This window comes from Streptomyces sp. NPDC042364 (genome assembly GCF_056437585.1).
In genome coordinates this window covers 52,364-76,887 of sequence record NZ_JBWKAJ010000011.1, presented here as the reverse complement: position 1 = coordinate 76,887, position 24,524 = coordinate 52,364, and the positions used below count along the sequence as shown (strand labels likewise).

Annotated in this window: 24 protein-coding genes; 17 read left to right on the top strand and 7 right to left on the bottom strand. The window is 71.5% G+C overall.

Features of this window, described 5'->3' with window-relative positions; translation table 11 throughout:
* Positions 1 to 54: 54 nt before the first annotated feature.
* The 13 genes from AC067N_RS22750 to AC067N_RS22690 all read left to right on the top strand — a co-directional run bounded on the left by AC067N_RS22750 (position 55) and on the right by AC067N_RS22690 (position 12,909).
* Positions 55 to 426: an FKBP-type peptidyl-prolyl cis-trans isomerase gene (locus AC067N_RS22750; protein WP_478680696.1), complete on the top strand. Its 372-nt coding sequence runs from the start codon at positions 55 to 57 to the stop codon at positions 424 to 426.
* Between the two features lie 147 nt (positions 427 to 573).
* A complete protein-coding gene (locus AC067N_RS22745) occupies positions 574 to 1,527 on the top strand; it encodes a helix-turn-helix transcriptional regulator (RefSeq protein ID WP_478680695.1) in 954 nt (317 codons plus the stop codon).
* 14 nt (positions 1,528 to 1,541) lie between these two features.
* Positions 1,542 to 2,612, top strand: coding sequence for a helix-turn-helix transcriptional regulator (locus tag AC067N_RS22740; protein ID WP_478680694.1), 1,071 nt, complete (start codon positions 1,542 to 1,544; stop codon positions 2,610 to 2,612).
* A 41-nt stretch (positions 2,613 to 2,653) separates the two neighbouring features.
* Complete coding sequence (locus tag AC067N_RS22735; RefSeq protein ID WP_478680693.1) at positions 2,654 to 2,914, top strand: hypothetical protein; 261 nt, start codon at positions 2,654 to 2,656, stop codon at positions 2,912 to 2,914.
* 10 nt (positions 2,915 to 2,924) lie between these two features.
* On the top strand, positions 2,925 to 3,119 hold the full coding sequence (locus tag AC067N_RS22730; protein ID WP_478680692.1) for a hypothetical protein: 195 nt from the start codon (positions 2,925 to 2,927) through the stop codon (positions 3,117 to 3,119).
* 246 nt (positions 3,120 to 3,365) lie between these two features.
* Positions 3,366 to 3,656 carry a Sec-independent protein translocase subunit TatA gene (gene tatA, locus AC067N_RS22725; protein ID WP_478680691.1) on the top strand — a complete coding sequence of 97 codons (291 nt, stop codon included), beginning with the start codon at positions 3,366 to 3,368 and terminating at the stop codon, positions 3,654 to 3,656.
* Positions 3,657 to 3,698: 42 nt separating this feature from the next.
* Positions 3,699 to 4,646, top strand: coding sequence for a twin-arginine translocase subunit TatC (gene tatC, locus AC067N_RS22720; RefSeq protein WP_478680690.1), 948 nt, complete (start codon positions 3,699 to 3,701; stop codon positions 4,644 to 4,646).
* 95 nt (positions 4,647 to 4,741) lie between these two features.
* Positions 4,742 to 7,591, top strand: a complete 2,850-nt coding sequence (locus tag AC067N_RS22715) for a DEAD/DEAH box helicase (protein ID WP_478680689.1) — start codon at positions 4,742 to 4,744, stop codon at positions 7,589 to 7,591.
* 664 nt (positions 7,592 to 8,255) lie between these two features.
* Positions 8,256 to 9,902: a sensor histidine kinase gene (locus tag AC067N_RS22710; RefSeq protein WP_478680688.1), complete on the top strand. Its 1,647-nt coding sequence runs from the start codon at positions 8,256 to 8,258 to the stop codon at positions 9,900 to 9,902.
* Positions 9,899 to 10,306 (top strand): roadblock/LC7 domain-containing protein, encoded by a 408-nt coding sequence (locus tag AC067N_RS22705; protein ID WP_478680687.1) that lies wholly within the window; start codon positions 9,899 to 9,901, stop codon positions 10,304 to 10,306. Before AC067N_RS22710 ends, AC067N_RS22705 begins: the two co-directional genes overlap by 4 nt.
* Positions 10,303 to 10,713: a DUF742 domain-containing protein gene (locus tag AC067N_RS22700; protein ID WP_478680686.1), complete on the top strand. Its 411-nt coding sequence runs from the start codon at positions 10,303 to 10,305 to the stop codon at positions 10,711 to 10,713. Before AC067N_RS22705 ends, AC067N_RS22700 begins: the two co-directional genes overlap by 4 nt.
* Positions 10,694 to 11,314: a GTP-binding protein gene (locus AC067N_RS22695; protein WP_478680685.1), complete on the top strand. Its 621-nt coding sequence runs from the start codon at positions 10,694 to 10,696 to the stop codon at positions 11,312 to 11,314. The genes AC067N_RS22700 and AC067N_RS22695 overlap by 20 nt, the downstream gene beginning before the upstream one ends.
* A 110-nt stretch (positions 11,315 to 11,424) precedes the next feature.
* Positions 11,425 to 12,909 (top strand): cytochrome P450, encoded by a 1,485-nt coding sequence (locus AC067N_RS22690; RefSeq protein ID WP_478680684.1) that lies wholly within the window; start codon positions 11,425 to 11,427, stop codon positions 12,907 to 12,909.
* An 18-nt stretch (positions 12,910 to 12,927) separates the two neighbouring features.
* Here the strand turns inward: AC067N_RS22690 and AC067N_RS22685 are convergent, their stop codons facing one another.
* Entirely contained in the window at positions 12,928 to 13,869 is a 942-nt protein-coding gene (locus AC067N_RS22685; RefSeq protein WP_478680865.1) for an RluA family pseudouridine synthase, read from the bottom strand.
* Between the two features lie 126 nt (positions 13,870 to 13,995).
* On the bottom strand, positions 13,996 to 15,087 hold the full coding sequence (locus AC067N_RS22680; RefSeq protein ID WP_478680683.1) for a hypothetical protein: 1,092 nt from the start codon (positions 15,085 to 15,087) through the stop codon (positions 13,996 to 13,998).
* Between the two features lie 651 nt (positions 15,088 to 15,738).
* Between AC067N_RS22680 and AC067N_RS22675 the strand changes: the two genes are divergently transcribed.
* The gene (locus AC067N_RS22675) at positions 15,739 to 16,539 is read left to right on the top strand and encodes an N-formylglutamate amidohydrolase (RefSeq protein WP_478680682.1); all 801 of its coding nucleotides are present in this window, start codon (positions 15,739 to 15,741) and stop codon (positions 16,537 to 16,539) included.
* 166 nt (positions 16,540 to 16,705) lie between these two features.
* Here AC067N_RS22675 and AC067N_RS22670 read toward each other — a convergent pair whose 3' ends face one another.
* Entirely contained in the window at positions 16,706 to 17,551 is an 846-nt protein-coding gene (locus AC067N_RS22670; RefSeq protein WP_478680681.1) for a siderophore-interacting protein, read from the bottom strand.
* A gap of 185 nt (positions 17,552 to 17,736) precedes the next feature.
* On the bottom strand, positions 17,737 to 18,666 hold the full coding sequence (locus AC067N_RS22665; RefSeq protein ID WP_478680864.1) for a 5'-3' exonuclease: 930 nt from the start codon (positions 18,664 to 18,666) through the stop codon (positions 17,737 to 17,739).
* Positions 18,667 to 19,222: 556 nt separating this feature from the next.
* On the opposite strand from AC067N_RS22665, the gene AC067N_RS22660 reads away from it, so the two are divergent.
* Positions 19,223 to 19,801: a helix-turn-helix domain-containing protein gene (locus AC067N_RS22660; protein WP_478680680.1), complete on the top strand. Its 579-nt coding sequence runs from the start codon at positions 19,223 to 19,225 to the stop codon at positions 19,799 to 19,801.
* A 2-nt stretch (positions 19,802 to 19,803) separates the two neighbouring features.
* Positions 19,804 to 20,526 carry a helical backbone metal receptor gene (locus AC067N_RS22655; RefSeq protein ID WP_478680863.1) on the top strand — a complete coding sequence of 241 codons (723 nt, stop codon included), beginning with the start codon at positions 19,804 to 19,806 and terminating at the stop codon, positions 20,524 to 20,526.
* Here AC067N_RS22655 and AC067N_RS22650 read toward each other — a convergent pair.
* Positions 20,453 to 21,694, bottom strand: a complete 1,242-nt coding sequence (locus AC067N_RS22650) for a TDT family transporter (RefSeq protein WP_478680679.1) — start codon at positions 21,692 to 21,694, stop codon at positions 20,453 to 20,455. The genes AC067N_RS22655 and AC067N_RS22650 overlap by 74 nt on opposite strands.
* A gap of 70 nt (positions 21,695 to 21,764) precedes the next feature.
* Here AC067N_RS22650 and AC067N_RS22645 point away from each other — a divergent pair, with 70 nt between their 5' ends.
* Positions 21,765 to 22,697 (top strand): LysR family transcriptional regulator, encoded by a 933-nt coding sequence (locus AC067N_RS22645; RefSeq protein ID WP_478680678.1) that lies wholly within the window; start codon positions 21,765 to 21,767, stop codon positions 22,695 to 22,697.
* Between the two features lie 201 nt (positions 22,698 to 22,898).
* Here the strand turns inward: AC067N_RS22645 and AC067N_RS22640 are convergent, their stop codons facing one another.
* Positions 22,899 to 23,582 (bottom strand): gamma-glutamyl-gamma-aminobutyrate hydrolase family protein, encoded by a 684-nt coding sequence (locus AC067N_RS22640; protein ID WP_478680677.1) that lies wholly within the window; start codon positions 23,580 to 23,582, stop codon positions 22,899 to 22,901.
* Positions 23,583 to 23,705: 123 nt separating this feature from the next.
* The gene (locus AC067N_RS22635) at positions 23,706 to 24,440 is read right to left on the bottom strand and encodes a FadR/GntR family transcriptional regulator (protein ID WP_478680676.1); all 735 of its coding nucleotides are present in this window, start codon (positions 24,438 to 24,440) and stop codon (positions 23,706 to 23,708) included.
* Positions 24,441 to 24,524: the final 84 nt, after the last annotated feature.

Here is a 24,524-nt window from a genome sequence, read left to right as displayed (position 1 = left end):
GCATTCGTCTGTGAGACTGGTCCCGACGCAGGTCACGCAACAAGGAGTGATGAAGTGAGCATTGACAAGCCCGAGATCGACTTCCCCGGTGGCGAGCCCCCGAAGGACCTTGAGATCAAGGACATCTGGGAGGGCGACGGCGAGGTCGCGCAGGCGGGCCAGACCGTCACCGTGCACTACGTGGGCGTGGCGTTCAGCACCGGCGAGGAGTTCGACGCCAGCTGGAACCGCGGTACGCCGTTCCGTTTCCCGCTCGGTGGTGGCCGTGTCATCAAGGGCTGGGACCAGGGCGTGCAGGGCATGAAGGTCGGCGGCCGCCGCCAGCTGACCATCCCGGCGCACCTCGCCTACGGCAACCAGAGCCCCACCCCGGCGATCAAGCCCGGCGAGACGCTGATCTTCGTGGTGGACCTCCTCGGGGTCTGATCGCCGGACGACCGGAGCGGCCCGGTCCTGCGACCGGAGCCGACCACCTGGGGCCCATGCCTGTCCGGGCATGGGCCCTCGGCTTTTGCCGCGACGCTCGGTAGCGGTACGGTCGTGCCGCAGAAGCACCCATAGGGAAGGGCGTCGATGGCCATTGCCAAGGCCGAGCGGTTGATGAACCTGGCGCTGTGTCTGCTGGGGACGCGCCGACCGCTCAGCAAGCGCGAACTGCGGGAGTCCATCGAGGCCTATCTGGAAGCCGGCTCCGACGACTCCTTCAACCGCATGTTCGAGCGCGACAAGGACGATCTGCGCGAACTCGGCCTGGTCATCGAGACGGTGGAGAACCTGGACGGCGAGATCGGCTACCAGGCCCGCCGTGACAGCAACAGCCTTCCGCCCATCACCCTCGACGCCGAGGAGGCCGCCGCCCTCGGGCTCGCCGCCAAGGTGTGGCAGCAGGCCCGGCTCGCCGGAGCCGCGAGCGGTGCCCTGCAGAAGCTGCGCGCGGCCGGTCTCCCCGAGGACGTCGACCCCTACGAGGCCCATGGGGCGCTGGAGCCGCGCATCCCGGTGCACGAGGCCGCCTTCGAACCGCTGATGCTGGCCTGCCGCGACCGCCGCCCGGTGGTGTTCGACTACCGCAAGGCCACCGCCGCCCGTCCCGAGCCCCGTCATGTGGAGCCATGGGCGCTGGAGTGCTGGCGCGGGCACTGGTACCTCGCCGGTTTCGACCGGGACCGGGGCGCGGAGCGGGTCTTCCGGCTCTCGCGGATCACCGGCAAGGTGCGCAGCCGGGGCGGTGCCTTCACCGCCGAGGTCCCGGACGTCGTCACGGTGCGGGAGACCGTCGCGAGCTGGGCGGGGGAGACCGCCGACCGCTCCGCGCTGATCCGGCTCCGCACGGGCGCCGGCTACCCGCTGCGGGCGAAGGCCACCGCCGTGCGGGAACTCGGCGACGGCTGGGACGAGTTGGAGATTCCGTACGGGCACGGTCTGGATGCCTGGCTGGTCGAGTTCGGGCCCGATGTGGTGGTCCTGGAGCCCGCCGAGCTGCGGGCCGACGTGGTGGACCGGCTGCGTGCCGTGGCCAAAGGCTGAGGGGACATAAGAAAGTGGTGGGAAAACCGGCCCGGCCGGCGAACGCCATCGACCAGACCCGGCGGATGCTCTCCCTGGTGACGTATCTGCGCGAGCGCCCCGGTGCCCGTATCGAGGACGTGGCCCGCGCCTTCGGGATCACCGAGGACGAGCTGGTGTCGGACCTCGATGTGCTGCCCATGTGCGGGACGAGCTTCCGTGGCGGTGACCTGCTCGACATCGACACCGACGGCGAGCGGATCTGGTGGCACAACCCGGCCGCGCTCGGGGCGGAGGCGGCCGAGCCGCTGAGGCTGGCCGCCGACGAGGCGACCGCGCTGCTCGTGGCCGCCCGCGCGGTGGCCACGCTGCCCGGGCTGCGCGAGAGCGACCGGCAGGCCCTGCTGCGCGCCACCGCCAAGGTGGAGACGGCGGCGGGCGAGGCGGCCGGGGCGAGTTCCCGGCTGTCGGTGACCTTCGAGTCGGAGGGCGGTGTCTTCGCGGACGTCGACCGGGCCATCTCGGAGCGCCGCCGACTGTGGATCCGCTACTACTCGCCGGCCCGCGACGAGGTCACCGAGCGGGAGATCGACCCGATTCGCCTGGTCAGCGTGGGCCACACCTATGTCGAGGCGTGGTGCCGTCGCTCGGAGGCGCGCCGGACGTTCCGGCTCGACCGGGTCGCCGAGATCAAGATCCTCGACGAGCCGTCCGCGCCGCCCGAGATCGAGCTGCGGGACCTGTCGGAGGCGCTGGTGCAGCCCGCCGCCGAGGACCCGGAGGTCGTGGTCGAGGTCGGTCCCGGCGGGCGGTGGGTCGCCGAGTACTACCCGCACGACAGCGCCGAGGAGCTGCCCGACGGCGGGCTCCGCATCACCCTGCGCACCCCCGACCCCGCCTCGCTGCGGCGGCTCGCGCTGCGGCTCGGGCCCGACGGCCGGATCGTCTCGCCCCAGGACCTGGCCGACCGCGCCCGCCGGGCGGCCCGCGAGGCCCTGGCGGGCTACGACGAGGTCATACCGGAGTACGACGGGCCCGGCACCCCGCCCGGCGTGCTCCGGGAGGCTCGGGAGGGGCACCACGACAGGCAGGAGCGAGGGCTGTGAACGGCGGGTCGGCTGTGTCTGGTGTGAAGGGTGTGCAGGAGATGACCGCGGCGATCGCCTTCGCGGGGATGAAGCGGGTCGCCGACGTGGTGTTCAGGGCCGGATGCCCCGACTGCCGGGCCAGTGTCGAACTCGGTGCGAGCGCGCTGCGCCTGGCCATCGGCGCCACCAGCAAGACCACGTTCTACTCCTTCACCTGCCCGGAGTGCGGGGTCGCCGTCCGCAAACCGGCCGGGGAGCGCATCGTCGAGCTGCTGACCGGGGGCGGCGTGCGGACACTGCGGCTGCACCCGCCGGGCTAGGGTCGTCGCTATGTTCTGGCCGATGTTCGCTGTAGCTGTGGGTTTTCTGGGGCTCGCCGTGCTGGGGGTGCTCGCCGTCCGGGTCTTCGTCGAGGCCCGGCGGCTGGGCAGCCAGGTCGCCGAGTCGGCGCGGCGGATCAACCGGGCGGCGGAGGACCTGGAGCGGGCGGCGGCGAGCGCGGCCCGATCCGTGGACGCTCTGTGAGCCGGGCCGGCAAGTCCTGTGAGTTGTGAGCCGCAGGGGCTTCGGGCCACTTCCGCCCTGTCACCTTCTTACCGTGGGCAGGTACGCTCATGAGCGCGGCCCAGGGACGAGGCGAGGGCCGAGCACGGAGTACGCACAGGCATTGCCAGACGTTTACTCCCGAGGGTTACGATCGCACTGCTCGGATGTATGTCCGGCTGGACGGTCGGATCCCGCCCCCGACCACGCCGTGAGAAGGAGTCCAACATGATCGGCAACCTGAAGCCGCTTGAGATCATTCTGATCATCGCCGTCATTCTGCTGCTGTTCGGTGCCAAGAAGCTTCCTGAGATGGCTCGGTCGCTGGGCAAGTCGGCTCGCATCCTGAAGAGCGAGGCGAAGGCGATGAAGAAGGACGACGAGGCGGCCGGCTCTTCGGAGACCACTCAGGACCAGGCCGCACACCAGCCGGTCGCCCCGCGCACCATTCAGGCCGCCCCCGGCGACGTCTCCAGCTCCCGCCCTGTCACGGACCCGCAGCGCACGACTCAGAGCTGACCCGGTTCCCCTGAAGGCCCTTGGACGAGACGAGGATGTGGGTTGCTCAGGTCTCCCCGCAAGCAGGAGAAGGACGCCGAGGGGCGGATGCCTCTCGGAGAGCACCTGCGTGAGCTACGCAACCGGCTGCTGAAGTCGGTACTGGCCATCATCGTCGTCACGATCGTGGCGGCGTTCTTTCAGAAACAGATCTTCGAGTTCCTGATGCGGCCGATCCTCGAGTCGGTCGGTTGTGTCGACGGCGCCACGAGAATGCGCAACGGCGAGCCGTGCGCCTCGATGACCACGAACGGACTGCTTTCCCCGTTCACGATCGCGCTCAAGGTCGCTCTGATGACGGGCGTGTTGGCCGCCACGCCGGTCTGGCTCTACCAGCTGTGGGCCTTCATCGCGCCCGGACTGCACCAGCACGAGAAGCGCTACGCCCTCGCGTTCGTGGGCGCCGGTGTTCCCCTCTTCCTGGGTGGCGCGTATCTCGCGTACTCGATCCTGCCCCAGACGGCAGAGATCATGCTCAGCTTCACGCCGGACAACGCCCAGAACCTGCTGCCGCTCGACGACTATCTGGACTTGATCACGCGCATGGTGATCGTCTTCGGCCTGGCATTCGAGCTGCCCCTTCTGCTGGTGCTGCTGAACCTGACGAACGTGTTGAGCGGCAAGAAAATGCTCGGCTGGTGGCGGGGCATGATCATCGGCTTGACGGCCTTCGCCGCGATCGCCACGCCTGGTGGTGAGCCGATCTCCATGCTCCTGCTCGCGGGCCCTCTATGTGTGCTGTATTTCCTCGCCGTCCTCTTCTCCATGCTCAATGACATGCGGCGAAGGCGGAGCGACTCCGACGCGCAGCTCGGCGACGACGAGGCCTCGGAACTGGACCTCACCCCCGAGACCATCGGCGAGGTCGAGGCGGTCTCCAGCAGCCCGGCGCTGCCGGCCCAGGCGACCCCCGAGCGCGAGCGGATCAACGGTTACGACGACATCACCTGAGCCGAGGCGCGGTTCCCGACCACGACGAGCGGCCCACCGACGCGGTGGGCCGCTCGTGGTTGTCCCGGCGGCCATGGCCTGGATCGATCCGGATAATGATCGTCCCGTTGTCAGTGGCGCCCGGTACGCTCGAAAGCACGATGACAGAGGATCTCTCACCGGCCGAGCGGTACGCGGCAGCACGCAGGCGCGCTGCCGAGCAGGCCACCGCGCTCGCGTCCTTCCGCGAGATGTACGACTTCGGCCTCGACCCCTTCCAGATCGAGGCCTGCCAGGCACTCGAGGCGGGCAAGGGCGTCCTGGTGGCCGCCCCCACCGGCTCGGGCAAGACGATCGTCGGCGAGTTCGCCGTCCACCTCGCCCTGAAACAGGGCAAGAAGTGCTTCTACACGACACCCATCAAGGCCCTGTCGAACCAGAAGTACGCCGACCTCTGCCGCCGGTACGGCGCCGACAAGGTCGGGCTCCTCACCGGCGACAACAGCGTCAACTCCGACGCCCCCGTGGTCGTGATGACCACCGAGGTGCTGCGGAACATGCTGTACGCGGGCTCCCAGACCCTGCGCGGCCTCGGCCATGTGGTCATGGACGAGGTGCACTACCTCTCCGACCGCTTCCGCGGCGCCGTGTGGGAAGAGGTGATCATCCACCTCCCGGAGTCGGTCACCCTGGTCTCCCTCTCGGCGACCGTGTCGAACGCCGAGGAGTTCGGCGACTGGCTGGACACCGTGCGCGGCGACACCGAGGTGATCGTCTCCGAGCACCGGCCCGTGCCGCTGTTCCAGCACGTGCTCGCCGGCCGGCGGATGTACGACCTCTTCGAGGAGGGCGAGGGCCACAAGAAGGCCGTCAACCCCGACCTCACGCGGATGGCCCGCATGGAGGCCAGCCGCCCCTCCTTCCAGGACCGCAGACGAGGCCGCGCCATGCGCGAGGCCGACCGCGAGCGGGAGCGCCGCCAGCGTTCCCGGATCTGGATCCCGAGCCGGCCGGAAGTCATCGAACGCCTCGACTCCGAGGGCCTGTTGCCGGCCATCACCTTCATCTTCAGCCGCGCCGCCTGCGAGGCCGCCGTCCAGCAGTGCCTCCACGCGGGCCTGCGGCTGAACGACGACGACGCGCGGCTCAGGGTGCGCGCCCTCGTCGAGGAGCGCACGGCGTCGATCCCCCGTGAGGACCTCCACGTCCTCGGCTACTACGAGTGGCTGGAAGGTCTGGAGCGCGGCATAGCGGCCCACCACGCGGGCATGCTGCCGACGTTCAAGGAGGTCGTCGAGGAGCTCTTCGTACGCGGCCTGGTCAAGGCCGTGTTCGCCACCGAGACCCTCGCTCTCGGCATCAACATGCCCGCCCGCTCGGTGGTGCTGGAGAAGCTCGTCAAGTGGAACGGCGAGCAGCACGCCGACATCACCCCCGGCGAGTACACCCAGTTGACCGGCCGCGCCGGCCGCCGCGGCATCGACGTAGAGGGCCACGCGGTCGTGCTGTGGCAGCGCGGCATGAACCCCGACCACCTGGCCGGACTCGCGGGCACCCGCACCTATCCGCTGCGCTCCAGCTTCAAGCCGTCGTACAACATGGCGGTCAACCTGGTCGAGCAGTTCGGCCGGCACCGCTCACGGGAGTTGCTGGAGACGTCCTTCGCGCAGTTCCAGGCCGACAAGTCCGTCGTCGGCATCTCCCGGCAGGTGCAGCGCAACGAGGAGGGGCTCGCGGGCTACAAGGAGTCCATGACCTGCCACCTCGGGGACTTCGAGGAGTACGCCCGCCTCCGGCGCGATCTGAAGGACCGCGAGACCGAACTGGCCAAGCAGGGCGCCGCCCAGCGGCGCGCCGAGGCCGCCGTGGCCCTGGAGAAGCTCAAGCCGGGCGACGTCATCCACGTCCCCACCGGCAAGTACGCGGGGCTCGCGCTGGTGCTGGACCCCGGGCTGCCCGCCGGGCGGTCCAACGGGCACCGGGGCTTCGAGTACCACGACGGCCCGCGCCCGCTGGTGCTGACCGCCGAGCGGCAGGTCAAGCGGCTGGCGTCCATGGACTTCCCGGTGCCGGTCGAGGCACTGGAGCGGATGCGCATCCCGAAGTCCTTCAACCCCCGCTCGCCGCAGTCCCGCCGGGACCTGGCGTCCGCGCTGCGCACGAAGGCCGGGCACCTCGTGCCCGACCGGCACCGCAAGCGGCGGTCCGCCGCCGCAGACGACCGTGAGATCGCGCGGCTGCGCGCCGACCTGCGGGCCCACCCCTGCCATGGGTGCAGCGACCGTGAGGACCACGCCCGCTGGGCCGAGCGCTACCACCGGCTCAAGCGGGACACCGCGCAGCTGGAGCGGCGCATCGAGGGCCGGACCAACACGATCGCGCGTACCTTCGACCGGATCGTCGCGCTCCTGACCGAACTGGACTATCTGCGGGGCGACGAGGTCACCGAGCACGGCAAGCGGCTCGCGCGGCTCTACGGCGAGCTGGATCTGCTGGCCAGCGAGTGTCTGCGCGCCGGGGTCTGGGAGGGGCTCGGTCCTGCGGAGCTCGCCGCCTGCGTCTCCGCGCTGGTCTACGAGGCCCGGGTCGGGGACGACGCGCTGGCGCCGAAGCTGCCGTCCGGTGCCGCCAAGGCCGCGCTCGGCGAGATGGTGCGGATCTGGGGGCGGCTGGACGCGCTGGAGGAGGAGTTCCGGATCACCCAGAGCGAAGGGGTCGGGCAGCGCGAGCCGGACCTCGGCTTCGCCTGGGCCGCGTACATGTGGGCCTCCGGGAAGGGGCTCGACGAGGTGCTGCGGGAGGCGGACATGCCGGCCGGTGACTTCGTGCGGTGGTGCAAGCAGGTGATCGATGTGCTGGGGCAGATCTCGGCGGCCTCCCCTTCGGGGTCGACCGTGGGCAAGAGCGCCCGCAAGGCGGTCGACGGGCTGCTGAGGGGAGTTGTGGCGTACTCCTCGGTGGGGTGACGCCTGCGGGGGAGGGGTGCGGGGGGTTCGGCGGGCGCCGGCCGAGTGTGGCTGGTCGCGCAGTTCCCCGCGCCCCTGACGGCCCACTCCCGGTTCACCGCGCGCCCTCGGTTGCGCCGCGCGTCGGAGAAGGCCCCGCCGCCGTACTCGCTGCTGTCCGGGCCTGGGGCGTCCCGCGGGGCCCACGGCCGGCTGCGAAAGCCCGGCGCCCCTGAACCGCCGGCTCCGTCCGCCGCGTTTCCGTGTTCGCCGACGCCGCGACGGCCGTCGGCCTGCGCAGAGTCGGCGGATGAACCCGGCCGGCAGGGGACTTGGTCGCTCCTGACTCGCCCCCGGCTTCGCCGCGCTCCCTCGACCGAGGCTCCTCGCTCATGTCCTCGTACGCCTGTGCCCTGTCACATTGTGCGTTCGAGTGGTGTCTGAGCGTGTAAACGACCAGAGCCTACTCCTGTCGCGAGGGTGAGTTCAGGCGGTTGCTGAATATGACACAGCGATGATCCGGTCGGACTAAGCTCGCCCGCGGCGCACCGAGTTGAGATGTATTCGTGCGCTTGTTCCAAAAAATACCGAAGATCCAGTTTGAATCACGGATGAACCCCCAGCACGTCCCAGAAGTCCCAGCAAGTCCCCCGACCTTCAGCCGATTTGTCGTTAGAGGGCATACATGGTGAGTGTTCAATCGCCTCCCGGTGGCCGTGACCTCCCCCACGGGCGCGTACTACTGCTGCCGGCGATACTGATGGCCGCGGCGACCGGGACCACCGTCTCCCTGGTCACGGGTCCGGCCCGGCTCGCCGTCGGCTTGTCCGGAGCCGTCGCGACGCTGCTGCTGCTCGCGGTCGCGGTCGCGGCCGTGCGCGGCACCCGTCGCGCCATCCGCGAAGTGCGCGCCGAACACGAACGGCGGACCCTCTCCCTGGAGCAGCGGATCGCCGGCCACGACCAGGAGTTCACCCGGCTGGGCAAGGAGATCCTGCCCGCCGTGCTGTACCGGCTGCGCGGTGGAGAATCCCCCTCCGAGGTGATTCGTCACGTCATCGACGGTGACGCCGAGTGGCGCGAACTCCCGAAGTCGCAGCGTGACTTGCTGCGCGCGGTGCTCAACATCGTGGACCGCGAGGAAGCGATGCGCGACTCCTCCCAGCGCTCCTTCGTCAACATCGCCCGACGCGTCCAGGCGATCGTCCACCAGCAGAACAAGGAACTCCGGGAGATGGAGGAGGACCACGGGCGCAACCCCGAGGTCTTCGACGACCTGCTGCGCATCGATCACGGCACCGCGCTGATCGGCCGTCTCGCCGACTCCATCGCCGTCCTCGGCGGCGGCCGCCCCGGCCGCGTCTGGCCCAAGCCCGTCCCGCTGTACAGCTGCCTGCGCGGCGCGATGTCCCGCATCCTGGAGTACCGCCGCATCGAGCTGCACTCCATCGCCAAGGTCAACGTCAACGGCGTCTCCGTCGAACCCGTCATCCACGCCTGCGCCGAACTCCTCGACAACGCCACCCGCTACTCCCCGCCGCACACCAAGGTGCACGTCACCGCGGTCGAGGTGCAGACCGGCGTCGCCATCGAGATCGAGGACGGCGGCATCAGCCTCAGCGAGGAGGCGCGGGCCAAGGTGGAGGACATGCTGACGAAGGCGCAGCAGGGCATCGACCTGCAGGAACTCGGCGCCAGCCCACGTCTCGGTCTCGCCGTCGTCGGCCGTCTCTCCACGATGTACAACATGCAGATCTCGCTGCGGCAGTCCGCTTACGGCGGTGTTCGCGCCGTCGTCGTCGTACCCCGTGACATGCTCACCGACGAGCCCGCCCCCGGACTCGCCCACGGCATCGGCGCGGCCGCCGTACCCACGATGGACACCGGCGGCGTCGAGGGCCCCAACCGCAAGCCCAAGCGCCGCCGCCCGACGACCGGACCGCGGATCCCGAGTTCCGCGGAGGAGATGGGCCAGGGCATGGACGACGACGCACCCGTCGTCACCGAATGGACGGCGGGCGGCCTCCCGCAGCGCCGCAGCCGTATGAAGATCCCGCTCAGTCAGCGCTACGCCGAGGCCGCCGCCGCGGAGGCCGCCGCCGAGGCCGCCATGGCCGCCGCACCCGTCTGGGAGCCCGAGCCCGAACCGAAGAAGGAACTGCCGCCGCCCGGGATGTGGGTCGAGGCGTTCATGGCCGGACTCAAGCGCGACCCGGACCCCGGCGCCTTCTCCAGGAATCCGGACGATCCGGCTGACCCCGGGGCCACCGCTTCCACCGCGAACAACGAGCCGGCCCGCAACGAGGCCGACGACGAGGGGGACCTCAAGTGATCCAGCAGCGAGCCAATTTCGACTGGATGCTCAAGGATCTGGCCGACGGCGTACCGGGCATCCAGCAGATCGTCGTGCTCTCCGCCGACGGGCTGCGGATCGCCCGCCACGGCGGTGATCCCGACGCAGCCGACCGCGTCGCCGCCGCCTGCGCAGGACTGCAGAGCCTGGCCGGCGCCGTGGCCGCGGAGATCCCGCAGAGCGACGGCGAGATGCGCATGGTCATCATCGAGATCAACGGCGGCTACTTCTACCTCATGGCCGCCGGCTCCAACGCCTATCTCGCCGTGCTCGCCAACGAGATCGCCGAACCCGGGCTGATGAGCAACCGCATGCGCGACCTGGTCGACCGTATCGGCGCCCACCTCACCAGTCCGCCCCGGCGGAACGGGCAGACCGTATGACGCCTCCGCAACGCCGGCGTCGGCCCCCCACGTCGCAGCCCCCTCCCCCGCCTCCCGTGGAAGCGCCCACGGGAAGCGAGGGCGACCGTCCGCCCGAGCGGCTCTACATCCTGACCGGAGAGAACGGCGAACGGGCCCCGATCGACCTCGTCACGTTGATCGTGGCCCGCGCCGACCCACCGCCGTCCGCCCCACCGGAGCAGGCGGCCCTGCTCCGGATCTGTCAGGCCCCCCTGTCCGTGGCCGAGATCTCGGCCTATCTCAGACTGCCGATCAGCGTGGTGACCGTCCTGCTCACCGAGCTGCTGACGGCCGAACTGGTTCAGGCGCGCGCACCCGTCGTCCGGCAGGCGCGTGCCGACCGTTCCCTCCTCGAAGCGGTGATGCATGGACTTCAAAAGCTCTGACGCCATCACGGGTCCACGGACCGAGGACCACCTGCCGCACACCGCGCAGGCCGCGGCGAAGATCGTGATCGTGGGCGGTTTCGGAGTCGGCAAGACGACCATGGTGGGCTCCGTCAGCGAGATCAGGCCGCTGACGACCGAGGAGACCATGACCCAGGCCGGCATCGGGGTCGACGACAACTACGGCTCCAAGTCCAAGACCGCCACCACCGTGGCCATGGACTTCGGCCGCATCAGCATCACGGACCAGCTGGTGCTCTACCTGTTCGGCACGCCCGGCCAGGAGCGCTTCTGGTTCCTGTGGAACGGCCTGTTCGAGGGCGCCCTCGGCGCGGTCGTCCTGGTCGACACCCGCCGCCTGGAGGTCAGCTTCGACGTCATGGGCCGTCTGGAGGAACGCGGTGTCCCCTTCGTCGTCGCCATCAACGACTTCCCGGACGCGCCCCGCCACCCCATCGAGGAACTGCGCCAGGCACTCGACCTGCCCCCGGAGATCCCCATCGTCCGCTGCGACGCACGGCGCCGGGCCTCCAGCCGGGACGTCCTGATGACCCTCATGCGGTTCCTGCACTCCCTGACGATGACGGGTGCGTCGGCGTAGCCCCCGTACGTGTCCCCGGACCGGGAGCCGTGCCGTCCCGCACGACGTCCCCTCCCGGTCGCCCCAGCAACTCCCCAGACCCGGATCCACTTCCATTCGGAGCGATCACCGTGACGCCTGAAGCACACTCCCCGACCGGTACGGACGACCCCGAACTCGGGCCGCCCCCCGGCTGCCCCGCCCACGGCCTGGGACCCGGCGGACTGCGCCGGCTCTACGGCCCCGAGGCGGAGGACCTGGGAGCCGTGTACGAGAAACTGCGCGCCGAGCACGGCACGGTGGCCCCCGCGCTGCTCCACGACGACGTGCCGATCTGGGTGGTGCTCGGCCACAGCGAGAACATGCACATGGTGAGCACGCCCTCGCAGTACTGCAAGGACACCCGTCTGTGGCGGCCCATGCTGGCGGGGGAGATCAGGCCCGACCACCCGCTCATGCCGCACTTCGCCTGGCAGCCCATCTGCGCCCACGCCGAGGGCGACGAGCACCTGCGGCTGCGCGGCGCGGTCACCGGTGCCATGTCGACCATCGACCCCCGGGGCATCCGCCGCTACATCAACCGCGCCACCCAGCACCTCGTCAACAAGTTCTGCGAGGACGGCAGGGCCGATCTCGTCGGCCAGTTCGCCGAGCACCTGCCGATGGCGGTGCTGTGCGAGATCCTCGGCATGCCCGAGGAGTACGGCGACAAGCTGGTGCACGCCGCCCGTGACTGCCTCAAGGGCAGCGAGACCGCGCTCGTCAGCCACGCCTACGTCATGGACGTCCTCGGCAGGCTCGCCGTCCGCCGCCGCGCCCAGCCCGAGGAGGACTTCACCAGTCACCTCATCACGCACCCGGCGGCGCTCACCGTCGACGAGGTCAGGGAACACCTGCGCGTGGTGCTCCTCGCCGCCTACGAGGCCACCACCAACCTCCTCGCCAACGTGCTGCGCATGGTCCTCACCGACCCCGGCTTCCGCGCCCAGCTCAAGGGCGGCCAGATGACCGTGCCCGAGGCGGTCGAGCAGTCCCTGTGGGACGAGCCGCCGTTCAGCACCGTCTTCGCCTACTTCGCCAAGCAGGACACCGAGCTGGGCGGTCAGCGCATCCGCAAGGGCGACGGACTCCTCCTCGGTATCGCGCCGGGCAACGTCGATCCGCGGGTCCGGCCCGACCTCACGGCCAACATGCAGGGCAACCGCGCCCACCTGGCCTTCAGCGGCGGCCCCCACGAGTGCCCGGGCCAGGACATCGGCCGTGCCATCGCCGACGTCGGCGTCGACGCACTGCTGGCCCGGGTTCCGGACATCCAGCTCGCCTGTGAGGAGCACGAGCTGCGCTGGCACGAGTCCATCTCCAACCGGCACCTGGTGCAGCTGCCGGTACGGTTCGCGCCGAAGCCCCCGCAGGACGTCATCCCGGGGCCCGGCGCCGGGCCGCTGCCGCCGCAGCGCCGGGTCTCCGAAGGCGCCGCCGCACCGCAGCCCCGGCCCGCCGCCGCGGAACCCGCCGTCCCCGCGCCCGAGCCCACGACCGAGCCCACGACCGCGCCCGAACCCGCCCGCCGGCCCGGTGTGTTCCGGCGCATCCTGCGCTGGTGGCGGACCGGCTGACCCCGTCGTCGTACGTGCCTACTCCGCCCACGCGTCGTACGACGACCAGGCCCGCAATACCCGCGGGCTGACGAACCGGTGCTCCCGCCCCGTGACCGGATCGGTGAACTCCAGGCTCCGCGCCAGCAGTTGGAGCGGACGCCGGAAGTCACCGGCCGCCACGGGGCCGGTCACCACCGGATAGAGGGGATCGCCGAGGATCGGCACCCCCGACGCGCTCATGTGCACCCGCAGTTGATGGGTCTGCCCGGTACGCGGCGTCAGCCGGTAACGGGCGCGCCCCTCGCGGTGCTCCAGCAGTTCGATCCGGCTGACGGCATTGGGCTCGCCGTCGACCTCACGGGCGGTGAGGACCCCCCGCTCCTTGACGATCCGGCTGCGCACGGTCCGGGGCAGCGCCAGCCCGGGGTCGTACGGCGCCACCGCCTCGTACTCCTTCGCCACCCGCCTGTCCCGGAACAGCGACTGGTAGGCGCCGCGCTCCTCGGGCCGCACGGTGAACAGCACCACCCCGGCGGTCAGCCGGTCCAGCCGGTGGGCGGCGGTGAGCGCCGGGACACCGAGCCGCCGCCGCAGTCGGGCCAGGGCCGTCTCGGCGACATGGCTGCCGCGCGGGGTGGTGGCGAGGAAGTGCGGCTTGTCGGCCACCACCAGGTGTTCGTCGCGGTACAGGACGTCCACCTCGAACGGCACCCGTTCCTCGGCGGGCAGCTCCCGGTGGAACCACACGGACATGCCCGGCACGTAAGCCATGTCGCGATGCACCGGACGTCCGGCGACATCGACGATCAGACCCGCGTCGAGCATGCCGTCGATCACCCCGGGCCCGGCCGCGAGCCGTGACACGAGGTGATCCCGCACCGTCGCCCAGGCGTCCCCGGCGGGCAACCGCACCCGCACCGGATCCACCCCGTCGCGCTGCGGCAGGGGAGAGGGCGGGGACGGGGCACGGCGTCTCATCATGGTCAAGCATACGAGCGGCTCGGTGAGCCCCACCGGGGACCATTCTGAGCCACCGGGCCCCTCGGCCCCGCCACTCACGCCGGCCGAGCCGCGGTCGGCACCGTGCGGTCCGGAGGCCGGCGGTCAGGCGGGCAGGCTCGCGGCCTGCGCCGCGACCTCCTCCCGCACGCCCGCGTGCAGACGGGGGAAACGCTCCACGTCCTGCGTCTCACCGACGCAGGGCGACTCGGTGAGACGCATGCGATTCGCGGTGGCGAACGCCTCGTCGAGCCATTCGTCCGTCGGATTCTCACCGAACAGCCGGGTGAGTTCCCGCAGCATGGGCGGGGCGAGCGGGAATCTTTTCCCCCGGCGCCGCTCCTGGTAACGGTCCTGTAACTGCACGAAGAGGAATCCGCTGCGGCCGAAGTGAACCAGGGATTCCGGTGCCCCTGTGAAGACCAGGTCGTCGATGAGATCCAGGTAGATCGACCGGTAGCTCGCCTTCCGCGACTCCGATCGGCGGTCATTCGAAGTCGGCTGGTGATTGTCCACCGAGTAGACGCCGAGCGCGGACTTGCTCAGATCCATGGAGAGACAGTCGCAGATCGCGCTGTCCATGAGCCACGGGAAGGAAACCGGACCGGTCCCGCTGTTACGGACCACCATGATGGCGGTGCCATACGCATTTCCGGTATTCCCCCGGAATATGACACCGTCCCACATGTCCGGAGAGCCGTTCAGTGCCTCATGGAGTCCGACATGTGCCTCCCCGGGGCGGAAGTCCATCTTCTCCGCGTACTGGAGGACGGCCTGCCGGACCAGCGACAGCAGCGCGTGCACACCGTCGCGCCCCCAGCCGGCCGCGTCCATCTCGCGCGTCAGGTCGCCCACGGACCTGCCGTACATACGGAAGCGGCCCCTGACCAGGTCGAGCGGGGGAATGCAGATGTCGTCGATGATGGTGGCGAAGGCTATGTAGTGCAGACCCAGAGGGTCCGCGTCATAGTCCTCACCGCACCAGCAGGCCATCCACTGGACGGTGTCGCGGCATGCGCGGGACACCGTGTCGGCGGCCTGGGCGTCATGCTTCTTCGTCCAGTCGGAGTAGTGGGCCGGTATCGACCCCCGTCGCTCTCCGGCCGCGTCCCACCGCTTGAGCACCTCGTCCAGCAGCGGCCACACGTTCACCTCGTGGTGCTGGGGTTCGGGTCCCGCGTACCCTCCTTCTCCCATGACGCCGTACAGGTGCGCGGTCTGCTTGTTGTAACGCGACCGTGTGGTCTGCGGAACGGTGGTTTCCTGGCCGTTTCGCGGGTAATGAAGGAAGGTGCATGTCGTGTCATGCGGGCAGTCCGAACCGCACCAGAAGTCATGTGCGAGGTGCACCATTTCCTGAATTCCGCGGGTGCCTGACAGCTGTTCCAGTGCCTCGTGCGCCGTTCCCTTCCAGGCGAGCATGTCCGGGGTTACCGGCACGCTCTCCACGCCACTTGATGCCATAGCCCGAGCCTCCGCAAGAAGTTCCCACTTCTGGCTGCAACCGCAGCGTGCGCGCGACGCCGTTTTCCGTTGAAGAGCGTACGGCGAGCGTACGGCGGCAAACAAGGGGCGCATTTGACCGAAACATTGTCACGGGTGCTGTGCGGGGCGACGGGTGGTGTGCGGTGTTGATCGTGATTGTTCGCCGTGCGGGTGTGCAAAAAGAGGACCGGACTGCTCCGTTCAGCCCCTTGAGTCGGGACGGGCGCGAGGGCGGGGGCCGTGGCGGGGGCTCCCCGACGTCCGAGGTGCCGTCGGGGGAGTGCGGCGCGTCGATATCTCGTCATCTCGCCGGCTTTATGCTGAGCGGCCCCGACGAACCGATCCCACTCCGAGGAACCGCGAATGAACGACGCTTCGCCCGCCCGTCAACTCCTGCCCGGCGCGCCGGAGTCACCCGTGCTCCTGCATGTGCCGCACGGTTCACGGGCGATACCCGCGGCCGTCCGGGAGGGGATCGTCCTCGACGACGCCGCGCTGGAGCGGGAACTGGACCACATCACCGACGCGCACACGGACCGGATCGCCGAGCGGGCCGCCGCCCGCGCGGCCACGACGCCCTGGAGGTTCGTCAACCGGCTGTCACGGCTGGTCGTCGACCCCGAGCGGTTCCCGGACGAACGGGAGGAGATGCTGGCCGTGGGCATGGGTGCCGTGTACACGAGGACCACGCACCGGGAGGTGCTCCGTGCGGACGGACACGACGGACGGCCCCTCGTCGACGCCTACTTCCTGCCCTACGCCGCCGCCATGACCGACGCCGTGGCGCGGCGCCTCGAAGCCGCCGGGCGGGCCGTGGTCGTCGACGTCCACTCGTACCCGGCCGAGCGTCTCCCCTACGAACTCCATGGCGACGGCCCCCGCCCGCCGATCTGTCTGGGGAGCGATCCCTTCCACACCCCGCCGGACCTTCTCGCCCTCGCGGAGGAGGCGTTCGCCGAATTCGGCGGGACGGGCGTCAACAGTCCGTTCGGCGGTGCGTACGTACCGCTGGAGTACTACGGGAAGGACCCGCGGGTCGCCGCCCTGATGATCGAGATCCGCCGTGACGTCTACATGGCCGAACCGGGCGGCCCGGCCGGCCCCGGCCTGGAGGAACTCGCGGCTGCCCTGGCCCGGTTCGTCGACGCGGTGACGAACGCCTGAGCCCGGCCGAAATCCCGCTCCGCCGGACTCGGTGGCCGTCAGGGGCCGTCGTAGGGGTCGCGGCACGAGGGCGTCCCGGTGCGGTCGGCGGTCTGCTCGGGTGGAGGCCGGCGTGTCCCATGGAGGCGGTCGTGTCCGATGGGAGCCGTCGCGTCCGGCGCTCTGCTCAGGCGGAGGCCGCCGCACCGTCCTGTTCGGCCTCCACGCGCGCGTTCCACTCCTTCTTGGTGGCCTGCCAGCCGTCCTCGTCGTGACCGAGGCGCCAGTAACCGGAGACGGAGAGGTCCTCGCGCGGGATCTGGCGTTCCACGCGGAGCAGCCGGCGCAGTTCCTTCACGAAGCCCGCCTCGCCGTGGACGAAGGCGTGCGGCCGGCCCTGGGGGAACTCCAGCGCGCGTACGGCCTCGACGAGCAGCGAGCCGACGGGGCGGTCACCGCGGTGCAGCCAGACCACGTCCACGTCGGAGTCGATCTTCTGTTCCTCCTCGGGGCCGGCGACCTCGACGAACGCGTAGGCGCGGGCACCGTCGGGAAGAGCCTCCAGCGAGGCGCCGATCGCGGGCAGGGCGCTCTCGTCCCCGGCGAGCAGATGCCAGTCGGCGTCGGGGTTGGGTGCGTACGCGCCGCCCGGACCCAGGAGCCGGACCGCGTCGCCCGGCTGGGTGCGGGTGGCCCAGGGGCCGGCGAGGCCCTCGTCGCCGTGGAGCACGAAGTCGAGGGTCAGTTCGCGCAGTTCGGCATCCCAAGCGCGCACGGTGTACGTCCGGGTCACGGGCCACTGCTCCCGCGGCATCTCCGCGCGGATCCGCTCCAGGTCGAACGGCTCCGGGTACGTCACACCGTCGGGGCCGAAGAGGAGCTTCACGTAGTGGTCGGTGCTGCCGCGCGTGGCGAAGTCGGCGAGCCCGTCGCCGCCGAGGACGACGCGCTGCATGTGCGGGGTGAGCCGCTCGGTGCGGACGACTCGCGCGGAGTGGGGCTTGGGGGTCCTGCGTACCGGACGCTCTGCCATGACGGCCTCCTGAAGACCTAGTAAGGCTTACCTAAGTTATCATCTCCCCCGGCATTTCACCCCATGCTCGACCAGTACAGGAGAGCTTCGCGATGTGAGTCGCGCCTCAAGGCCCCCACCACCGCGGGGTCACCCCACCCCCGTCGTGTGCCCCGTCGGGACCTGTTCATGGCGAGGACCGGCTGTCACCCCTGAAGTGTCGTGAGCAGTCGCTGCAACGATCCTCCCAGGCCCCAGCGGGCGGCCAGGGCGGCCAGGGCGGCCGGATCCCGCGGCGCCTTCGGCAGGACGGTGTCGACGTCCGGCAGCGGTACGTCCGAGGCCACCCGTACCACCTTGGGCGCGACGGCCACGTACGCGCGCGCCCCGTCCAGCCGCTTGCGCTGTGACGGCGTGAGTCCCGCCGTCGGATCGTCGACCGCGGCCATGATCCCGGCCAGGTCGCCGAACTGCGCGAGCAGCTTCGCGGCCGTCTTCTCGCCGACGCCGGGGACGCCCGGCAGACCGTCGCTCGGGTCGCCGCGCAGCAGCGCCAGATCCGCGTACCCCCCGCCGGTCACCCCGTACTTCTCGCGCAGCACCGCCTCGTCGGTGAGCTGGAGCGTGCCCACCCCCTTGAGCGGGTACAGCACGCGGATGCCGCGCTCGTCGTCGACCAGCTGGTACAGGTCGCGGTCGCCGGTGACGATGTCCACCGGGTCCTTCGCCAGCGCCGTGAACGTGCCCATCACATCGTCCGCCTCGAACCCGGCGACGCCGACGCGCGCGATACCGAGCGCGTCCAGCACCTCCTCGATCACCGGCACCTGCGGCGACAGGGTGTCCGGCACCTCCTCCTCGTCCGGCCCGGCGTCGTGCTCCTCGGCCACGCGGTGCGCCTTGTAGGAGGGGATCAGGTCGACCCGCCACTGCGGCCGCCAGTCCGCGTCCATGCAGGCCACCAGATCGGTCGGCCGGTGGTCCTTCACCAGGCGGTCGATGAAGTCCAGCAGTCCGCGCACCGCGTTCACCGGGGTGCCGTCCGGGGCCTTCACCGACTCGGGCACCCCGAAGTAGGCCCGGAAGTACAGGGAGGCGGTGTCGAGAAGCATCAGGCGTCCAGTCACGCCCCGCATCATGCCGTACGGCGCCGACAGCGGTCCCCTGACGCAACCGCCACGCCCCCGGTGCGGGGCGGGTGAACGCGTCGCCCGCGAGGCGGCCCGGGGCTGCCGCCCCGACACCCGTGCCGAACGGGAGGCGCGGTCGCGTACTGGTGTACGGGAAGGATCCGGACAACCGCTTCGTGGTGCGCGGACGCACCGGGCGCGAACTCGTCGGCCGGCGCCGACACCCGTGCGCGACCCAGCGTCAACAACGGCCCGGCGGACCGCCCGGACCGGTGACCGAGCGTGTCGGAAGGATCACATCGCGCACCCGTCCCGGCGGCCGGTGCGGCTCTCTCACTGGCGTGAACTGTGAGCATGGCTCTTGCCGGGGTCACGGGGATGTGAGGGGCGCGTGAAACGGTTTGCCGAACATGCGTAGGGTGCAGAGAACTCATCAGGAGAACCGCACCGGATGAGTGCCGGGCCGTCGACCATCCGTACTCGGAGCCGTGGGCGCCCTCGACCCGACCCGCGAACGAAGTCCCCGGACGACGAGCGACGAGCGACGGAAGGAGCCGGAGCTATGGGCGACCACAAAGAGCAGCCCCTTCGGGTGGGCGCGGCCGTCCGGCGGCGGCGCCGGGCACTGGAGCTCACGCTCTCGGCCGTGGCCGAGCGCAGCGGCCTGTCGGTCCCCTTCCTCAGCCAGGTCGAGAACGAGCGGGCCCGCCCCAGCAAGCCCTCCCTGGAGCGCATCGCGGACGCCCTCGGCACCACGGCCGTCGAACTGCTCGCCGCGGCCGACCCGGCGTGCAGTGTCGACGTCGTGCGGGCCGAGGACGACCCGGTCACGCCCCCCGTCTCCAGCGCGCGCTCCCTGGTGCGTGGCCACCACCAGTTGCATGCCATGGAATTCACCGGCGACCACGACGAGGGCCGCGAGGTCCAGCACCGCAACGACGAGCTGATGTACGTCGTCGAAGGTGCCGTCGAGGTCGAGGCGGAGGGCCGCGCCCACCGGCTGGGCCGCGGCGACACGCTGTACATGTCCGGTGGTGTGCGGCACCGCTGGCGGGCCACCGTCCCGGACACCCGGGTCGTCGTGGTGGCGGTCGCCGATCACATCGAGGCGCTGGAGGACCGGCACCGGCGGGGGACATGACCATGAAGCGCGTCGTCTCCCTCGTCCCCTCCCTGACCGAGGCCGTCGCGGTGACGCTGCCCGGCGCCCTGGTCGGCGTGACCGACTGGTGCGACCACCCGGCTGACCTGGATGTCGTACGGATCGGCGGCACCAAGAACCCGAAGACCGACGTGATCCTGCGGCTCGCCCCCGATCTCGTCATCGCCAACGAGGAGGAGAACCGCGCCCCCGACCTGGCCGCTCTGCGGGAGGCCGGCGTCGAGGTCCTCGTCACCGAGGTGCGCGGCGTCCCCGAGGCCTTCACCGAACTGGACCGTGTCCTGCGTGCCTGCGGCGCCCGGTCGCGGCCCGGCTGGCTCGACGAGGCCGAGACGGCGTGGACCCGGCTGCCGGCCCCCGACCGCCGCGCCACCGCCGTGGTGCCCATCTGGCGGCGGCCCTGGATGGTGATCGGCCGGGACACCTTCGCCGGTGACGTCCTCGCCCGGCTCGGCGTGGACAACCTGTACGACGGGCACGCCGAGCGCTACCCGAAGGTGCCCGTCGAGGAACTGCGTGCCGCCGCCCCCGATGTCGTGGTCCTCCCCGACGAGCCGTACCGGTTCACCGCGGACGACGGCCCCGAGGCGTTCCCCGGGCTGCCCTGCGCGTTGCTGAGCGGCCGCCATCTCACCTGGTACGGGCCGTCGCTGGCGGAGGCGCCGCGGGTGCTCGGCGCGGCCCTGCGAGCAGCTCTCCGCTGACCAGCCCGCGCAGGGTGCCCGCGGCTGCCGCCGCCCAGGCCGCCAGCAGCAGCGCATGGAGCGCGACGGCCAGGACGTCGAAGGCGACGAGTCCCGTGTGCCGGGCCAGCCCCTCCGCGCCGGTCACGCAGGTGCCCACCGGAAAGGTGAACGCCCACCACGCCATCGAGAACCCCATGCCCCGCCGCCGCGCCCGGCCGGCCAGCGCCCCGGCCAGCGCGAGCCAGAGCAGCGCGAAGCCCATGACCGGCACCCCGTACAGGACGGCGAGGGCGGGCCCGTACGGTGCCGACGCCGTCAGGGCGGTGGGCGCGGCCTCGGCGAGGTTGACCGTCGCGGTGGTCGACTGGCCGAGCGGCCCGAGGACCAGGAACAGGCTCGGGGTCAGCGCGAGCGGCAGCGGTCCGGCCGTCACCAGCCGTGCGACGACCAGGGGCAGCGCGAGCAGCGTGGCCAGCAGACTCAGCCCGAACAGCCCGAGACAGCCGAACAGCAGCCCCTGACGGGCCTGGCCGGGTGGAAGGTACGGGACGAGGAGCGGGCCGAGAGCGGCGGACACCATCGGCGCGACCAGCGGGAGGAGCACCGCGGGGGTGACCCCGCCGGGCTCCACCCGGTGCCGCACGATCATGAGGTACGGCACGACGACCGCCGCGACGACCCCGATCAGCGTGCCGGCCCCGAAGAGCACGGCGTCCAGCGTGACGGCCGCCCGCACGCCGATCCAGTCCCGCCCGACGACCAGGGCGCCGCCGCCCACGGCGAGCAGCGCCATGGAGAGGCAGCCGTAGAACGGGGCCACGGCAGGATCGAGGAGATGGGCGCGGGCCTGGTCGCGGTGGTGGCGCCAGTGCAGGGCGCGGGCGGCCAGCACGGTGGCCAGGGCGACCAGGGCGAGGGCCCAGACCGCGGCGCAGACCGTCCGTACGCCGGGCAGGTCACCTGGGAGCCCGGTACCGGCGGTGGCCAGGATCGCCGTGCCCATGACCGGGGCGTACCACTGGGGGCCGAGGTGGCGGAGGGACACGGCTCGCAGGCCGGTGGTGAGGGTCGCGGGGGCGGTGGCGGCGGGAGCCGTGCCTGCCGGGTCGGCGGTGAGGAGGGCCTGGCCGGTGGGACGGGACGTCGGGGCCGGGTGGGCGGGGACGGGGCGGACTGGGGTGACCATGCGTCGAGCGTCCCGTCGGCGCGCGGGCCCCACCAGGGAGCTCGGGTGTATGGGGACATAAGCTGGCGTTATGAGTGAGCCGGCGGAGCCGCGGGGCGGGATGGCGCATCGGGTGCCCGATCTGGGGGCCCTCGAACTGCTGCTGGCCGTCGCCCGGCTCGGTTCGCTCGGGCGGGCGGCGCGTGAGCTGGGCATCACGCAGCCGGCCGCGAGCAGCCGGATCCGCTCGATGGAGCGCCAGCTCGGCGTGGCCCTGGTCGACCGGTCGCCGCGCGGCTCCCGGCTCACCGACGCCGGGGCGCTGGTCACCGACTGGGCCAGGCGGATCGTGGAGGCGGCCGAGGCCTTCGACGTGGGCGCGCAGGCGCTGCGGGACCGGCGGGACTCGCGGCTCCGGGTCGCCGCGAGCATGACCATCGCGGAGTATCTGCTGCCGGGGTGGCTGATCGCCCTGCGGGCCGAGCGCCCGGACACCGCGGTGTCGCTGCTCGCGGGCAACTCCACGATCGTCGCGGAGCGGCTGCTGGCCGATGAGGCGGACCTGGGGTTCGTGGAGGGGCCGACGGTGCCGGCCGGGCTCGACGCGGTCGTCATTGCGCACGACCATCTGATCGTGGTGACGGCTCCCGGGCATCCCTGGGCGCGCCGGCGCCGGCCGCTGGACGCGGCGGAGCTGGCCTCCACGCCGCTCATCCTGCGGGAGAAGGGGTCCGGGACGCGGCAGGTGCTGGAGTCGGCGCTGGGAGGGCTCGCCCGGCCGCTGATCGAGCTGTCGTCCACCACGGCGGTCAAGTCGTCCGCGCTCAGCGGTGCCGGTCCGGCCGTTCTGAGCGAGCTGGCGCTGGGGGAGGAGCTCTCCGCCCGTCGGCTCGTCCGCGTACCCGTCGACGGGGTTCGTCTCCGGCGTGCGCTCCGGGCGGTCTGGCCCATGGGCCACCGTCCGGCGGGGCCGGCGCGCGACCTCCTGGGGCTGACCCGGGGCGGCACGCCGACGGGCGACTGAACGGTGATGCCCGGGGCACGGCCCGGGCATGTCGGGGGCGCGGGGAACCACGCGACCAGCCACAGCGGGCCTCCGGCCGACGACGGGGGCCGATCCACGGGGGGCGAAGGGGGGAGCCCCCGGGGCGGGCAGGGCAGCGGCGACGGGGACGGGGGACGGGGACGGACCACCCTCACCGGCGGCCGGGCGGCCCGGCGGCAGTCACGACGCCGCCAGGACGAACGCCCGCATCACCCCCAGGTCCTCGCCCATCTCGGGGTGCCACTGCACACCCAGGACCCAGGAGGGGGCGGGCAGCTCGACCGCCTCCACCGTCCCGTCGGCCGTGGCGTACGCCGACGCGACCAGCCCCTCGCCGAGCCGGTCCACGGCCTGGTGGTGGTACGTCGGCACATCCGCCTCCTCGGGCGCGATCTCCGCGTAACGGGTCCCCGGCACCGGCTTCACGGAGTGCCGGCCGAAGACCCCCGCCTCGCGCACATGCCCGTCGATGTGCTGGACGAGCGTGCCCCCGAGCGCCACGTTCAGCAGCTGCATCCCCCGGCAGATGCCGAGGAGCGGTGTCCCGGCCTCCAGCGCCGCACGGATCAGCGCCAGCTCCCAGGCGTCCCGCGCCGGCGCCGGCGGCCCCGTGCGCGGCGACCGCTCGGCACCGTAGCGGGCGGGGTCGACGTCCGGTCCGCCCGCGATCACCAGACCGTCCAGGCGCGCCACCGTCGCCGCCGCGTGCGCCGGATCGTCCGGCGGGAGCATCGCCGCGAGCCCGCCCGCCGCCTGCATGAGCCGGGGGTACCCGACCGGCAGCAGCGCGGCCTCCATCTCCCACACGCCCCAGCGCGCGCCGGACTCCAGATACGTACTCACACCGATCAGCGGCCTGGTCACGCGCGCTCCCTCATGCTCCCTTGTGCTCAATGGAGCACGTTCATACCTTTGCGGTGCCGGTGGTGGCAAGGCCCGCCCCCGGCCGCCGCCGCTCCGCCGTCACCGCGGCCCGTGCCGCCCTCCTCACGTCAGGAACCCCCGCAGCAGTGCCGCCGTCCCCGAGCAGTGCTCCCGCATGATCTCGCGCGCCCCGTCCGCGTCCCCGTCGAGTACCGCGTCGACGAGCGCGACATGCTGCCGCTGCGAGTGCTCCAGATTCCGTACGAGCAGCGGAATGCAGTCGAGGAGGTCGTTGACGCCGGCGCGTACGGCCGCGTACTGGGCGGTGAGGGAAGGGGAACCGCACAGCTCCGCGAGGGTGAGGTGGAACAGGGTGTCCAGGCGCCGGTACTCGGCGAGCGGTGCCTCATGGGTGCGGGACAGCGCATCCCGCAGTCGCGCCGCCTGCTCGTCGTCCAGTCCGTGCGTGGCGCACAGGCCCGCCGCGCCCACCTCCAGCACCTCCCGGAACCGCAGCACGTCCTCGATGTCGACCTCGGCGATCCTGCGGCGCAGCTCGTCCTCGCCGCCCGCGTCGGTGCGCGGCAGCACGAACGTGCCGCCGTACCGCCCGCGCCGCGCCTCCACCAGTCCCTGGTCCTGGAGCACCTTCAGTACTTCCCGCAGCGTCACCCGGCTGATGCCGAGCCGTTCCGCCAGCTCGCGCTCCGCGGGCAGCCGCTCCCCGCCGGGTACCAGGCCCAGCCGGACGACCTGGAGGATCTGCTCCAGCGCCTCCTCGAAGCCGTTGCCCGCCCGCACCGGCCGCAGCACCGGGGTCAGCCGGTCCTCCGGCCCGCCGTCAGGTTCCACCGACATGTGGCCGTGCCCCCTTCCCAAGCAATGGTTCTCGGCAATACCTTATGACTCCCGGTCCGGCGGATGAAGCGCGCGGTACGAAGC